Annotated in this window: 16 protein-coding genes; 5 read left to right on the forward strand and 11 right to left on the reverse strand. The window is 37.7% G+C overall.

Annotated elements, in window-relative coordinates:
* Positions 1-5: 5 nt before the first annotated feature.
* Genes ABXT44_RS04365 through ABXT44_RS04380 form a run of 4 tightly spaced genes read right to left on the reverse strand, consistent with a single transcriptional unit; the run spans position 6 to position 2,374 of the window.
* Entirely contained in the window at positions 6-1,604 is a 1,599-nt protein-coding gene (locus ABXT44_RS04365; RefSeq protein ID WP_416688365.1) for an Hsp70 family protein, read from the reverse strand.
* 2 nt (positions 1,605-1,606) lie between these two features.
* The gene (locus ABXT44_RS04370; RefSeq protein WP_416688368.1) at positions 1,607-1,792 is read right to left on the reverse strand and encodes a hypothetical protein; all 186 of its coding nucleotides are present in this window, start codon (positions 1,790-1,792) and stop codon (positions 1,607-1,609) included.
* Between the two features lie 36 nt (positions 1,793-1,828).
* Positions 1,829-2,137 carry a hypothetical protein gene (locus ABXT44_RS04375; protein WP_416688369.1) on the reverse strand — a complete coding sequence of 103 codons (309 nt, stop codon included), beginning with the start codon at positions 2,135-2,137 and terminating at the stop codon, positions 1,829-1,831.
* 3 nt (positions 2,138-2,140) lie between these two features.
* Positions 2,141-2,374: a hypothetical protein gene (locus tag ABXT44_RS04380; protein WP_416688372.1), complete on the reverse strand. Its 234-nt coding sequence runs from the start codon at positions 2,372-2,374 to the stop codon at positions 2,141-2,143.
* A gap of 325 nt (positions 2,375-2,699) precedes the next feature.
* On the opposite strand from ABXT44_RS04380, the gene ABXT44_RS04385 reads away from it, so the two are divergent.
* A complete protein-coding gene (locus tag ABXT44_RS04385) occupies positions 2,700-3,059 on the forward strand; it encodes a hypothetical protein (RefSeq protein ID WP_416688374.1) in 360 nt (119 codons plus the stop codon).
* 162 nt (positions 3,060-3,221) lie between these two features.
* On the opposite strand, the gene ABXT44_RS04390 is transcribed toward ABXT44_RS04385, so the two are convergent.
* The 6 genes from ABXT44_RS04390 to fdxA form a co-directional block, all read right to left on the reverse strand.
* Positions 3,222-3,812 (reverse strand): hypothetical protein, encoded by a 591-nt coding sequence (locus tag ABXT44_RS04390; protein ID WP_416688376.1) that lies wholly within the window; start codon positions 3,810-3,812, stop codon positions 3,222-3,224.
* Positions 3,813-3,918: 106 nt separating this feature from the next.
* On the reverse strand, positions 3,919-5,112 hold the full coding sequence (gene kbl, locus ABXT44_RS04395) for a glycine C-acetyltransferase (RefSeq protein ID WP_416688379.1): 1,194 nt from the start codon (positions 5,110-5,112) through the stop codon (positions 3,919-3,921).
* Between the two features lie 14 nt (positions 5,113-5,126).
* Positions 5,127-6,161, reverse strand: a complete 1,035-nt coding sequence (gene tdh / locus ABXT44_RS04400) for an L-threonine 3-dehydrogenase (protein ID WP_416688382.1) — start codon at positions 6,159-6,161, stop codon at positions 5,127-5,129.
* A gap of 135 nt (positions 6,162-6,296) precedes the next feature.
* Positions 6,297-7,730 (reverse strand): NAD(P)(+) transhydrogenase (Re/Si-specific) subunit beta, encoded by a 1,434-nt coding sequence (locus ABXT44_RS04405; RefSeq protein ID WP_416688419.1) that lies wholly within the window; start codon positions 7,728-7,730, stop codon positions 6,297-6,299.
* A 13-nt stretch (positions 7,731-7,743) separates the two neighbouring features.
* Complete coding sequence (locus tag ABXT44_RS04410; protein WP_416686080.1) at positions 7,744-9,315, reverse strand: Re/Si-specific NAD(P)(+) transhydrogenase subunit alpha; 1,572 nt, start codon at positions 9,313-9,315, stop codon at positions 7,744-7,746.
* Between the two features lie 204 nt (positions 9,316-9,519).
* Complete coding sequence (gene fdxA, locus ABXT44_RS04415) at positions 9,520-9,870, reverse strand: ferredoxin FdxA (RefSeq protein WP_271541719.1); 351 nt, start codon at positions 9,868-9,870, stop codon at positions 9,520-9,522.
* A gap of 148 nt (positions 9,871-10,018) precedes the next feature.
* On the opposite strand from fdxA, the gene ABXT44_RS04420 reads away from it, so the two are divergent.
* From ABXT44_RS04420 to ABXT44_RS04430, 3 genes are all read left to right on the forward strand, one after another.
* Positions 10,019-10,189, forward strand: coding sequence for a hypothetical protein (locus tag ABXT44_RS04420; protein ID WP_416676996.1), 171 nt, complete (start codon positions 10,019-10,021; stop codon positions 10,187-10,189).
* 102 nt (positions 10,190-10,291) lie between these two features.
* The gene (locus tag ABXT44_RS04425; protein ID WP_416686081.1) at positions 10,292-11,299 is read left to right on the forward strand and encodes a YeiH family protein; all 1,008 of its coding nucleotides are present in this window, start codon (positions 10,292-10,294) and stop codon (positions 11,297-11,299) included.
* A gap of 13 nt (positions 11,300-11,312) precedes the next feature.
* Positions 11,313-11,507: a hypothetical protein gene (locus ABXT44_RS04430; RefSeq protein ID WP_416686082.1), complete on the forward strand. Its 195-nt coding sequence runs from the start codon at positions 11,313-11,315 to the stop codon at positions 11,505-11,507.
* A gap of 83 nt (positions 11,508-11,590) precedes the next feature.
* On the opposite strand, the gene ABXT44_RS04435 is transcribed toward ABXT44_RS04430, so the two are convergent.
* Complete coding sequence (locus ABXT44_RS04435) at positions 11,591-12,739, reverse strand: aromatic ring-hydroxylating oxygenase subunit alpha (RefSeq protein WP_416686083.1); 1,149 nt, start codon at positions 12,737-12,739, stop codon at positions 11,591-11,593.
* Between the two features lie 172 nt (positions 12,740-12,911).
* Here ABXT44_RS04435 and ABXT44_RS04440 point away from each other — a divergent pair, with 172 nt between their 5' ends.
* Positions 12,912-14,528 carry a bifunctional metallophosphatase/5'-nucleotidase gene (locus ABXT44_RS04440; protein ID WP_416688422.1) on the forward strand — a complete coding sequence of 539 codons (1,617 nt, stop codon included), beginning with the start codon at positions 12,912-12,914 and terminating at the stop codon, positions 14,526-14,528.
* Positions 14,529-14,733 lie beyond the last annotated feature (205 nt).

Genomic DNA, 14,733 nt, shown 5'->3' on the forward strand with positions numbered 1-14,733 from the left:
TAAAGTTAATCAAGCAACCATTTATCTATTTCTGAGGAGTCATCATCTTCACTCTGTTTTAGAATTTTATTAGCAGATTTTTGTTGTAAAAGTGGTTTTGATTGATCACCCTTGAATGCAGCATAAAGTGAGGCACCTAAAACTATGACTTCGTCAACATTTACAGATTGTGTTGGCTTTTGTTTAAAGATTCTTTCAACTGCTTTTTGAACCAATGGAATCTTGGTGTTTCCTCCAACCATTAAAACTGCCTGTATATCTTCAGTAGTTAAATTTTGATCACTAAGAATGTTCTCGCATAACATTTCAGTTTGAATGATAAGAGATGATATTTTTTTCTCAAACTCTGCTCTAGTGACACTTACACGTTTTTTATTTATTCTTACATATATAGCTTCTCTTTTTGTTAAAGACTTTTTATCTTCCTCAGCGTCAGTTTTTGTATAGTCTTTCTCGTTAACAGCTTCATTATGCTCATCTTTAAATTTCTTTTTAATAATCTTTTGCAAGATAATATCAAAGTCACCACCACCTAGCTTTTGAACGCCTTCAGATGCTAAAGCATTAATATTTTGCTGATTAGCCTTTATTAAAGAGATGTCAAATGAATTGTGACCTAGGCTAAATATCGCATAATAGCCATTGAGCTCAATTTGTCCTTTAAATGCATAATAAAGAGCTGCAGCTGAGGGCTCTTCAATAAGATTTTGTACGTTTAAACCTGCTTGCTTTGCCGCAGTCAGAGTTGCAACACGTGCTTCATTGGTGTAATTTGCAGGAATAGTGACAACTGTCTCTCCAATGTCTCCAACCTCTTTCTGAGCGTCTTGAAATAGTTTTTTTAAGACAAGAGCGCTACAATCAGTTGGAGTAAAGTCTTGGCCCCTAACAGTGTATTTTTCTTTAGTTCCCATGTCCCTTTTAAATCTTGCAATAACATTCTTGTTTATGCCCAATTCCTTTCTTGCCTCTTCTCCAACTAAATATTGTTTGTCATCCTTTATCCATATGCATGATGGGGTAATATTTTGACCTTCACTGTTATTTATAATTTTTGGTATACCATGCTCATCAATGGTTGATATTGCAGAGTATGTAGTTCCTAGGTCTATTCCAATAAATTTGCCACCAAATTTTGACCCAACTTCCTGTAAATCGTCATCCACAGTAAATTGATCTATTTCTCCTGATGTTAAAGAAGTTGTTGTGGATAAAGATATTGTAGTTTGTTCTCCAGATTCTACATTAAGAATAGAGGCGTGCATTACTCCATTTTCGTCAAAGGAACAGGTAACTTCGATCTCATAACCTGCAGAACTAATAGGCGGTAGTTGTATATCTCTATTATGAATAATATTGACAAAACTAGGGTCAGTCTCTGGTGTCCCAGAAGATGTAATTCTAATGTTTATTAATCGTTGATTATCATATTCAGTAAAAAATGATTTTGTTACCGAACATGGGCAAGGTGTGCTTTTTTCAATTACGACAACAACTGTGTCTTCGCCGTCTATATTTTCAATTAAACCAAAATATGATGGGCAGACATCTGTTACCTTGATATTTTTTATTGAATTAGTCTTAATAGATGTTGATTTTTCCATTTCTATTTCTGAAGTTTATCTCCTAGCTGATAAATTCCAAAGCCTAAAGCAATTGATATAAAGTGTGAGTAAAGCCAAATTATTTCAGGTAATTGAATACCAAGAGAGTCGTAAACATCAACCCCAGTCCAACTTAGCCCAAAATCTGCGACACCCCATAAAATCAAGACTATTCCTAAAATTTTCATATAATTATTCCTTTAGTTTTTTATAAAATTTAAAGCTTATAGTTTATTTTTAGTAATTCGTGCGCCCCATTTAATTTTTTGGGAAATTTCATTAGAGAGTTTTGGTTTTGGACTTTTTAGAAATATTAGCATAATAAGATACTTACTTATCCAAAATAGAAAGCCAGTTGCTGATAAAAAAAGCATTAAGGCTATTTTTAATGTTCCACGAAAACCTTTAATATTAACACCAGGTAGCTTTTGAATTACTTTAGAGCCAAATAACAGCCATAATGTATTAGAAACAATAACATAAGCAATAAGGAGAGCAACGCTTCCACCAAGCCAATAAAGGCTTTCTAGCATCTACTAGAACCAATCATCTTTTTTATTAGATTTGTCAGCATTTTTTTTAGAATCTTTCCATTGATCTTCCATCCAATTAACGCCTTTTGCAGCCTTATCCATAATTTTTTTGGATTCGCCCTTTACAGAGGTATCTTTTAATTTTTGATTATTAATGATTTTTCCTGTTGTTTTTTTAGCTGCAGTGAATATCCATCCTATAATTACTATGAAAACTAATACCAGTATTCTGCCCATATACTCCACCAATTGAAATGTATGAGATTCATCCTACAGCAAAAATCAAACAATACAATTCAATTTGATCTAGAATAGATTAGGTACATAATCAAATTAGCATTTGTTTGTTATTTAATAGCCCTAATTAAGTTAATGACTATGTAAAGATGGTCATAGGAACGTTTACCATAAATATGCTTATGATGAGGCAAATGGTAGGGCTGTATTATTTGCCTATTCCCTTAAGGTTAGAGATGAGTGTAGAATTTATAACCTCTACTAGGTAACTATACAAAAAAAACTATGGCGTTTTTCTCATCAAATTCCTCAACGGAGATACTTTATGTTTGGTTTATTTAAAAAAGAAGAGTTTTCACATATACCAAAGGATGTCAGGCCAATTATGAAATTAGCCTTTCCTGGTGGAGAAAAGCAGCTTAATCAGGAAACTAAAGGCTTTTTAGAGGCTTTTCCAGATTTATTTACTCTGAAAAGCTCTCAAAATCTTGTTGTTTGGACCAAGGTTATGTGGGTTACAAATAGTAAATCTCCAGATAGCCACCTATCTTTTCAGGATATATGTGAGGCTATAAATAGACACGAAAATAATAGATTAACTAATGAACAGTGTGCAGCTATTTACACCAAAATTCTTGAACAAGACCTTGCAACTCGCAATATATCTTCTCTCTTTAAAAATTGAAGAAGAGGAAAAAAGTATTAGTAGTTTGCTCATACTAGATTTGCGAGTAGATTAGTGAGTAGAATTTATACTGATAATTAATATATCTTTTGATAGAAGGTCTGTAGGCGATTAGTTGAATCCCTCTCCCTCCACCATACTTACTCTGTCACCATCGCTGATTTACTTGTAATTTAGTCGCCATTCGCGAAACTCTTCATTATGAATAGCGAAAACAAGACCTTCAGTAAAACCGTTTTTAAGTCTATAAGTTTCTTTAAGGTCTTGACAATAAATATCAATAGTTGCGTTTAAATCATTAAGAGTGAAATAATCATTAATGCCTTGGTTATTTTCTTCGATTGATTTAGCAGTTTTTAAATCTGTAAACATACCGGTTATGATTTTTGCAATTGTATCTCTTTGTTTAATGCAGGCATCAAAGTCCTCTATGTAATCCTTGTAACCTCTGATAGCATATATCGTATAGTTGTTTGGTATAGTATTCTTAATAAAAACTGAGGCTTTGTCATATATATTTTTCTCTCTCGGTACTATGATTTCCAAGAATTTATTTGGTTCATTGAGATAAGAATATCTATTTAAATCTTTGTATTTCTCAATCCCATCAAGTATTTCATCTTCACTCATAAATTCTAGCAGGCTGTCCCCAAGGCTTATATCTACAACTTCGAAATTTGCAAAATGGACTGCAAGAACTGCAGGGGAATTAAGAAAGAATAGTGAAAGCAGAAGTAGGGGTAGTTTTTTCATAATAGGATTATATGTTAACTAAGACTAAAGTCCAAACATCGTTTAATCTGAGAGAGCGACTATTATTAATAGTTAGTCGAGTTCAGTACCGATTAATTATTTTTCTTTAATTTGATAAATCCTTATAAGTAGAGGAAAAAGCTTCAATTGCTTTATCTAAATCACCTTTAGTATGTCCCGCTGATATTTGTACTCTGATTCTTGCTTTGCCTTTTGGCACTACAGGAAAGAAAAAACCAATTGCATAAATCCCCTTTTCTAGAAGTTTGACTGACATCTTTTGTGCTAATTTAGCATCACCTAACATGACTGGAACAATTGGATGAACGCCATCATCTACATTAAAGCCTGCCTCTTGCATACCTTGACGAAAGTAATTCGTATTCTTTTCTAGATGATCTCTTAGTTCTGTAGAGTTTGAAAGCATCTCTAATACTTTTATCGAGGCTGCACATATAGAAGGCGCAACAGTATTTGAAAATAAATAGGGTCTGGAGCCTTGCCTCAACATGTCAATGATTTCTTGACGACCTGAGGTGAAACCACCCGAGCCACCACCAAGCGCTTTGCCAAAGGTTCCAGTAATAATATCAACACGGTCCATCACATCACAATATTCATGAACCCCGCGGCCTGTCTTGCCTATAAAGCCAGTCGCATGACAGTCATCATGATGGACCATAGCATCATACTTATCAGCCAAGTCACATATTTTGTCGAGCTGTGCAATAGTGCCATCCATCGAAAAAACACCGTCAGTTGTAATTAGAATACGTCGAGCTCCACTCTCTTTAGCTTCAATTAGTTTTGCTTCAAGATCAGTTATATCATTGTGCTTATAACGAAATCGAGCGGCCTTACAAAGACGAACACCATCAATGATTGAAGCATGGTTGAGTTCATCAGATATAACCGCATCGTCCTTAGACAAAATTGTTTCAAAGAGCCCTGTATTGGCATCAAAACAAGCTGCGTAGAGAATCGTATCTTCCATGCCAAGAAATTCACTAACCTTGTGTTCAAGTTTTTTATGGATGCTCTGAGTACCGCAAATAAAGCGGACAGATGACAAGCCAAAACCCCAGTCACTAAAACTATCTTTAGCTGCTTGAATTACCTCAGAATGGTTTGCTAACCCAAGATAATTGTTCGCGCACATGTTGATCACTTCAGTGCCACCTTCAAGTGTAATTTGGTTTTTTTGATCAGATGCAATGACGCGTTCAGTTTTCCATAAACTTGCCTCTTTAATGGCATTTAAATCTTTTTCTAAGCTCACTTTTGCACTTTTAAAACTCATTAAAATTCCTTAAATTAATCTTCCCAATTGAGGATGACTTTGCCAGATTGGCCTGAACACATTACATCAAAACCCTTCTGGAAGTCTGTGTAGTGGTAATGGTGGGTAATAATTTTTTCAAGTGGGAGCCCACTTTGTACCATCATAGAGCCTTTATACCAAGTCTCAAAAATCTCACGACCATAAATACCTTTTATATGTAGCCCTTTGAATACAACCAAGTCCCAATCAATACCAGAACCCGAAGGCATGATGGCCAGCATTGCTACCTTGCCACCATTAATCATTTTATTAAGCATCTCCCCAAATGCCTGAGGGGAACCTGACATTTCAAAGCCAACATCAAAGCCTTCAAAAATACCTAAACTTTCCATTAATTCTTTCGTGATTTGATTTTTTTCAACATTAACAGTGATTACTTTCGGTAAGATTTTTTTAACTAAATTAAGGCGGTATTCATTTAAATCAGTAATTACTATATTACGAGCACCACTGTGAGTAGCAACCATTGCTGCCATAATTCCAATTGGACCTGCGCCAGTTATTAAAATATCCTCTCCTACCATATCAAATGAAAGCGCGGTATGAACTGCATTCCCATATGGGTCGAAACAGGCTAGTAAGTCCGCTGAAATTTTGACACTTGGTTTAAATACATTTTCTGCTGGAACCGATACATACTCTGCAAAAGATCCATCTCGATTAACTCCAATCCCAACAGTATTAGGACACAGGTGTTTGCGTCCACCTAGACAGTTACGGCATCGATTGCAAACTATATGACCTTCAGCAGAAACCAGATCACCAACCTTTAATCCAACAACACTTTCACCTAACTCAGCTATAACTCCAGCAAATTCATGACCTGTTGTCATTGGCACAGATATGGTTTTTTTTGCCCATGCATCCCAATTATAAATATGTATGTCAGTACCACAAATTGCAGTTTTCTGAACTTTGACGAGCACATCGTTACTGCTTACCTCTGGCATGGGAACGTCTTCAAGCCAAATCCCTTTCTCAGAGTGGCTTTTAACTAATGCTTTCACAATATAATCCTTAGTTGTTTAAAAAAATATTAGTGAGTAGAATTTATATCAATAATTGATATATCATTTTATAGAAAGGGGCTATAGACGTTTAGTTGATTCTCAAATTCTAGATTATAAATAGTTCTTATTTAATTAGTCTATAAGTGGTAAGAGTTTATCAATAGATTCTTTTGCATCCCCGTAGAACATTCTTGCATTCTCCTTAAAGAATAATGGATTTTCGATGCCAGAATATCCTGTTCCCTGACCCCGCTTGGAGACAAATACTTGTTTAGCCTTCCAGCATTCTAATACAGGCATGCCTGCAATTGGGCTGTTTGGGTCTTCTTGAGCAGCTGGATTCACAATATCATTAGATCCAATTACAATAGCCACATCGGTATCTGGGAAGTCATCATTAATCTCCTCCATCTCCATAACGATGTCATAAGGTACCCGCGCTTCCGCTAGAAGAACATTCATATGACCTGGCAAGCGACCAGCTACTGGATGGATTGCAAAGCGAACATTTTTTCCTTGAGCTATTAACTTACGCGCTAATTCAGACACTGATTGTTGAGCTTGGGCAACTGCCATACCGTAACCTGGGATTATTACGATACTTTCAGCTTCATTTAATACAGAGGCAACACCGTCTACATCAATAGAGACCTGCTCTCCATTAATCTCCATTTGAGGACCAGATGAACCACCAAAGCCACCAAGGATTACGCTCACAAAGGACCGATTCATGGCTTTACACATGATGTAGGATAAAATAGCACCTGATGATCCTACTAAAGCTCCAACAACAATCAAAAGGTCATTACCAAGACTAAATCCAATCGCAGCAGCAGCCCAGCCTGAATATGAATTCAGCATCGATACAACTACCGGCATGTCTGCACCACCAATACCCATGACAAGGTGATAACCGATAAATAAAGCCATGACCATCAGAATGATCATCGACAATAACTCACCAGAATTTAAATACCAAGCTACAGATAGTACTGACACAATAGCTGCAGTTGCATTAAGAAAGTGACCCCCAGGAAGCTTGATAGCTTCTGAAGTTACTCTGCCTGCTAACTTGCTATAAGCAATCACTGAGCCTGTAAAAGTAACAGCACCAATCCAGATACCCAAAGCTGTCTCAACACGAAGAATGTTTATCTCTACCACTGACTTTTTAGCAAGTAGCCCTGAAAACCCTTCAAGCATTTTCTTGGAAGTATCATCCATAGAGGCAATATTAACCAGTTCAAAATGAGTGTTAAAGCCCACAAATACCGCGGCAAGTCCAACCAAAGCATGCATACCAGCAACTAACTCTGGCATTTCAGTCATCCCTACTTTCGACGCTAAAAGGTAACCTATCAAGCCACCTGCTGCAATCAGAGCCAGTGAGAGCCACCAATGCCCTAATCCAGGACCTAGTAGGGTGGCAGATACAGCTAAGGCCATTCCAGTAATACCATACCAGACCGCGCGCTTTGCGCTTTCCTGACCAGACAGCCCGCCAAGTGATAGAATAAATAACACCGCTGCAAGAACATAAACAGCAGAAGTAAAGCCTATTTCCATGACGTCAGCCTCATTAAGATTTTTGGAACATGGCAAGCATGCGCCTGGTTACAAGGAAGCCACCAAATATATTAATGCCAGCAAAAAACACCGATATCGCAGCAAGAACCATGACTATAGAGCTGGATGAGTTTATCTGAAGTATTGCTCCCAATATTATGATTGATGAAATCGCATTGGTCACAGCCATCAGTGGCGTATGAAGAGAGTGGCTAACATTCCAAATAACTTGAAAACCAACAAAAACAGATAAGATAAAAACAATAAAGTGCTGCATAAAACTTGCTGGTGCATAGCTTCCAACTAAGAATAACAATGCGCCTCCAACAAAAAGTAATATAACTTGGTTTTTAGTCTGTTTTTTAAAGGCTACAACCTCATCAGCTCGAACCTCTTCAGGGGTTTTATCTGGAACCCTTGCTTTTTGAATAGCGGCAATAGCCTGTACTTTTGGAGGTGGAGGAGGAAAAGTAATCTTTCCATTGTGAACGACCGTTGCGCCGCGGATAACGTCATCCTCCATATCATGAACTATCACTCCATCTTTGTTTGGAGTCAAGTCATCAATCATGTGGCGAATATTACTGGCATAAAGAGTGCTCGCCTGAGCGGCCATTCGGCTTGGAAAGTCTGTATACCCAATAATAATTACGCCATTATCTGTAACAATGCGCTCATCTATAACAGTAAGCTTGCAATTTCCACCTTTTTCAGCAGCCAGATCTACTATCACTGAGCCAGGTTTCATACTGGCAACCATATCCTTAGTCCAAAGCTCAGGCGCTTCTCGATTAGGAATTAAAGCGGTAGTAATCACAATATCCATATCAGGCGCAATCTCTCGGAACTTGGATAATTGAGCGTTAGTAAATTCAGGCGAGGATACAGCAGCGTAACCTCCAGTTGAGGTGCTATTGTTCTGTTCATCTTCAAAATCTAAGAAAACAAATTCAGCGCCCATAGACTCTACCTGCTCGGCAACTTCTGGGCGAACGTCAAATGCATAGGTGATAGCACCAAGAGAGGTAGAGGTGCCAATTGCTGCGAGTCCAGCAACACCGGCGCCAACTACTAAGACCTTTGCTGGGGGTACTTTACCGGCTGCTGTCATCTGTCCAGTAAAAAAGCGGCCAAAGTTGTTACTCGCCTCAATCACTGCGCGATAGCCGGAAATATTGGCCATAGAAGATAATGCATCCATTTTTTGGGCGCGACTAATGCGCGGCACCATATCCATAGCAATAACGCTAGCCTCTTTAGCTTTAGCCATTTCCATTAACACTTCATTGGCGCCTGGATAGAAAAAAGAGATTAGTGTCTTGGAGGATGAAAGTCTTTTGATTTCAGATTCACTTGGCGGCTGAACCTTAACAATTACATCACTTGCCTTTATAAGCGCTTCGCCAGATTTGCAGATCTCAACACCGACATCTTCATATTGCTTATCAATAAAGCCAGCTGCAATACCAGCACCCGATTCAACCAGGCACTCATGACCAAGCTTTTTTAGCTTAATTGCACTGTCTGGAGTTAGGGCAACACGCTGTTCACCTGAAGAGGTTTCTTTAAGAGCTCCAATTTTCATAACTTTCAACCTTTTATTTAAACGTTCTTGAAATGCTCTTATTACCAAAAAAATCTATGTGATAGGACTTCTTAGACATATTTATTAAAAGGATTTTAGATGAAAAAAATATAAATTATTAGAGCGATAAACTTAAAAATATTATGGTTTAATCTACCCCATAAATACAAAATAGAGCAAAAGATTTGTCTTGCCCCAACATATTTAATCACCTTTCCCGGGCTTTTCAGAAAATAAATGCATCTTTCCATCTGGAAAATTATCCGGGTGATATTTTTCATGCTCAGGGTCTGGACCACTATTTTCAGTTATAACTGGCCAATTCATATCAGTGCTGTATTTTCTATTGAACTCTAACCATTTAACGCCAACAGGATCAGTATCAGGCAATATAGCTTCAACTGGACACTCTGGGACGCAGACATCACAATCAATGCACTCATCTGGATTAATAACTAGTGTATTTTCACCTTCATAGAAACAATCTACTGGACACACCTCAACACAATCTAGGTGCTTACATTTAATACAACCATCGGTTACTACGTAGGCCATTTGACTTCATCCAAATAATAGAAACTAAAAATATAACTCTGTGTTAATTTGAACACATTCTATTAAGAATAAAAACATGAAATACAACAAACATCAAAAAGAGTACAATTGATGAGTAATGGCTTTACTTCAACTAGCGGAAAGAACTATGAAAAAACAGAATGAAGAACTAAAAACCAAGAAGAAAAAGAAATTATCATTGCAAGAAAAAGCAATAATGGCCACAAATGCAAGGTCTGAAGAGTCAGACATTCATAATTCTGACTGGAATCCGGGTTCACTAAATAGACTGAATAAGGCTTTAAAAGAAGAGAGTTAATATTTAATTGCTATGTGATTAATTAAAAAACCATACCGCCACTTTAGATCTATATTGATTTAAAATGACTCGCCGTATCAATTACCTTAAATACCTTTCTAAATGAATTCCTTGATTATTAAATTACAAGATCGACTTAATGGGCTTTTCCCTGGCCTAATTGTTGTTGGGACAATAGCCGCAGCAGCAGGATTTCTAAGCCTTCACTACAAAGCCCCAGTGATGCTCTTTGCACTCCTAATTGGTATTGCCTTTAACTTTCTAGCAACCGATGAGCGATGTGCTCAAGGTATAGAGTTCTCAAGTAAAAAAATTCTTCGCTTTGGTGTTGCATTATTAGGCTTCAGAGTTACGCTTGATCAAATTTTAGGTCTTGGTACGAATGTACTTTTACTTGTTCCAATTCTTGTGCTTTCATCGATTACAATTAGTTGGTTCATCGCGAAGTTGATGGGTAGGCGTTATCTTTTTGGACTTTTAACCGCGTGCGCTGTTTCAATTTGCGGCGCAGCTGCGGCGCTCGCTGTTGCCTCCGTCCTCCCTAATTGGAAAGATAGGCATCGCGATACTTTATTTGTTGTTGTCTGCGTAACAGCGCTCTCAACCTTTGCGATGATTGCCTATCCTATTTTGTTTTCAGTAGGGGGCTTTAGTGACGTTGAGATTGGAATCCTTATTGGGGCAACCATCCATGATGTTGCGCAGGTAGTCGGCGCTGGTTATGCCGTTTCTAATGAGACCGGTGATGTAGCTACCTTTATTAAGCTACTGAGAATTTCAATGCTACCGTTCATTGTTATTATTATTGCGCTTTTATTAAAGGGTGATGATGAGCTTGGTACTATTAGCCCTAAAGCATTCCCATGGTTTGCCCTTGGCTTTGCCTTATGCTTGATTGTAAATAGCATCGGATTCATACCTCAAATGTTAACGGGGTTTCTTGCGGACATCTCGCAATGGTTTTTAGTGTTCGCTATTGCAGGGCTTGGCATTTCCACATCACTTAAGTCGATGATGGAGCTAGGCGGAAAATCAATCGCACTTATGGTCTTACAAACTGTCGCTTTACTTGGTATTGCAGTTCTCGCTGTTTCAACGGACTTCATCTAACAAAGGAGAGAATATGAAGGTTTTAGAGGTTTTAGATGCTGAATTGGTTTTGGTGGATTTAGAGGTGAATTTAGGAAGTAAAAAGCAAAACAGCCCAACGCTTTGTGCTCGTTACAACGGAAAAATTATTCCCTTGAGCACGCCAGATGGAAGGCCAATCCTAATGAAGGAAAATAACGCTATAGAAGGGGACTCAGTAGTTAAATAAATATTCTAAAAACCATTGATTAAGTTAATGAATAGCTTTGGATAAAATTAACAGTTGTGAATTAATAAAAACTTGTGTTGTGTCTAAATCATCTTAGTCGCATACCAGTTAGAAAATGAGGCAACGTTTTCTTCCATTAGAGGAGAAAATTGACCCTGCAGTGATGGTGAATTTCGAAGCCCTTTATGTTGATTCTCTAGAGCAATAATGTCCTCACTCATGGCGTCATCAAGGCGCTGATAATAGGCTAGAGACTTTTCATTAAAATCAGGTAGCTCCGTTGTACTTTTTGGAAAACAAATGCTTTGACGTATTTGGCAGCGCTCTGAACTGATTGGAGTGGCTTCATAAACCCAAATCGCCTCTTGGCTTGCTGCAAAAGTCATATTTGGAAAAATCCAGCTATACCGAGCTCCAAGGCTCCATGGCTCTGTTAAACTCGCCATTTTTGATAATGCGCTGAGTTGTTGGGCCTCAAGAAGGGCGCCAGTGCCAGAGGTAAGTCCAAACTGACTCGCATAGTCACCCGATGTAATGTCTGACTCTTCAGGCTTCCAATAGAGATTATCGATGCTGGTTGGGTGCACGTTGTTCAGGTGGTAGTATTCATTAAAAACATCTAAAAATGCCTTCCAATTGCACTGCACTTCAAAGGCTTGACGCCTTGTCGTTACAAGATCGTTCAATGCCCAAGGCTTATGAAGTTTTGCAAAATCGCCTAACTGCTTCTCTAAACTTGTTGACTCACTCCCAATAAAAGCAAACAAGAAGCCTTCAACTTCTTTTAAGTCATACTCAATCAGTGAGTGCTCTGCGAAATCAAAATTTGGATTTTTATCCATCTCTTTGGCGTGAATTAGGACTCCATCTTGTGAATATGTCCAGCCATGAAAAGGGCAACTAATTGCTTGGCATTGTCCGTTACCCTCTAACAACTTAGCGCCGCGATGCCTACAGGTATTTGCATATAACCGCAAAGCTTTATCTTGATCACGAATCAATAAAAGCGCTTGACCGCATAACTCTAATGCTTCATATTGACCCGGAAGCATCAATCTATCTGCCCGACCTAACCCCAACCATTGATCTGTAAAAATACGTTTTTTTTCTTGTGTAAAAATAGAATTCTGCCAATAGAATTCAAAAGGGAGGCTCCTTCTATGCGGCAGTGGTAACGTGCATAGCTTTAGATTTTTTAGTAGTTTATTTTCAATTTTCTCGCTGTTTTTCATCGTTAATTGCTTTAATTGATTTTTAAATAATACATTGTTATTTTGAATTACATTGGAGCATGAGTCTACCCATAATAAATATTTTGATAAATAATATAATAAATAGGATTACAATATAACCTCAACTATTTTTTAATTACAGGGGAGAGTAATTTTGAAACACTTACACAAAATGCATTCAATAGGTTTGCAAAAAATAATTCCAGGTGTGCTTTTGAGCTTTGTTGTTACATTGGGCTTCTTTAGCCAATCGTCAATAGCTGCAAGTCACAAAGTTCTAAACTTAACAATACTTCATACAAATGATTTTCATGCTCGTTTTAGGCCTATCAGTAAGTACGATAATAATTGCTCTGCTGAGAGCAATGCTGAAGGAAAATGTTTTGGCGGCTCCGCTCGTCTAATTACAGCAATTGAGGATGCACGCTCAAGGCATGAAAATACAGTACTTTTAGACGGTGGTGATCAGTTCCAAGGAACTCTTTTCTATAACCTTTATAAGGGTAAGGTTGCTGCAGAAATGATGAATAAACTTGGTTACGATGGAATGACTGTTGGAAACCATGAGTTTGATGATGGCCCTGAAACCTTAAGAGCATTTATGGATGCGGTTAACTTTCCAGTGCTTATGGCAAATGCAAATGTTGATATGGAGCCAGAACTTAAGGGTAAGCTAAAAAAATCAACGGTCATAGAGAGAAGTGGTCATAAAATTGGACTTATAGGCCTTGTTACAGAGGACGTTGTTGATATTTCGAGTCCTGGTGATAATATTATATTCACTGATGCTATTACTGCTGCGCAAGCTGAGGTCGATTCTTTGACAGCAGCTGGAGTTGGCATAATCATACTTATGTCACATTCTTCATACGAAATTGACAAAGAAATTGCAGCCAATACAACAGGTATTGACGTGATTGTTGGTGGTCATGATAATGCTTATCTATCAAACATTAGCGATAGAGCAAAAGGACCTTATCCAACCGTTGTTAATGGCACTCAAATTGTACAAGCTTATGCCTATGGTAAATACTTAGGTGAGCTCTCAGTTGTCTTTGATGATGAAGGTGAGGTTATCTCTGCAACAGGTGAGCCAATTACGATTGACGGCTCTGTCAATGAGAATAGTCAAATAGTTGCTCGCTTAGATGAATTAGAGAAGCCAATAACAGATCTTAAAGAAACTCTAGTTGGAAACGTTTCTAGTTCTTTAAATGGCGATAGAGCTGTCTGCCGAGTTCAAGAATGTGATATGGGTAATATGATAACGGACGCAATGAGAGCGGCAGGAATGGAAAAAGGTTATTCGATTGCTCTTGCAAACTCAGGAGGCATTCGAGCCTCTCTTGATGCTGGGCAGGTTACATTGGGCGAGATTATGACTATTCTTCCTTTCCAAAACACAATGTCAACTTTCAAAGTAACTGGTAAGCAATTACTTGCAGCGATTGAAAATGGCGTTAGTCAAGTTGAGGATGGTTCGGGCCGATTCCCTCAGGTTTCAGGAATGCGCTTCTCATTCGATGCGTCAAAACCTGCTAATGAAAGGGTGACTTCAATTGAAATCCAAGAGAGTAATGGGTCTTTTAGTGCACTCAATCTATACGGTACATACGGTATGGTTTCTAATAACTTTATTCGTGCTGGTGGTGATGGTTATAAAATGTTCAGGTCTGCAACAGATATCTATGACTTTGGTCCAGATCTAGCCGATGTTGTTGTTGATTATATTAAGGCAAATCCAGGTTACTCAGGTTTCACTGATAATCGAATTACGCAAATAAAGTAACCCAAAAAGGCCCTTAATTGGGCCTTTTTTTATCCATCCTTATTTTTTATGCAATTTAAGTAATGTGTCAAAATGACCTATTGTATAAGGGTTTAAAAAAATATATTATAAATTAATGGGTATTTAATATTGTTTTTAAGGTATATTTTTCCGGAATAGCTAATGATTAGTTATTATTATTGTTAATTTAATATATTTAGGGAGT

It is taken from the genome of Candidatus Pseudothioglobus sp. Uisw_041 (assembly GCF_048087625.1).
Taxonomy (GTDB): Bacteria; Pseudomonadota; Gammaproteobacteria; order PS1; family Pseudothioglobaceae; genus Pseudothioglobus.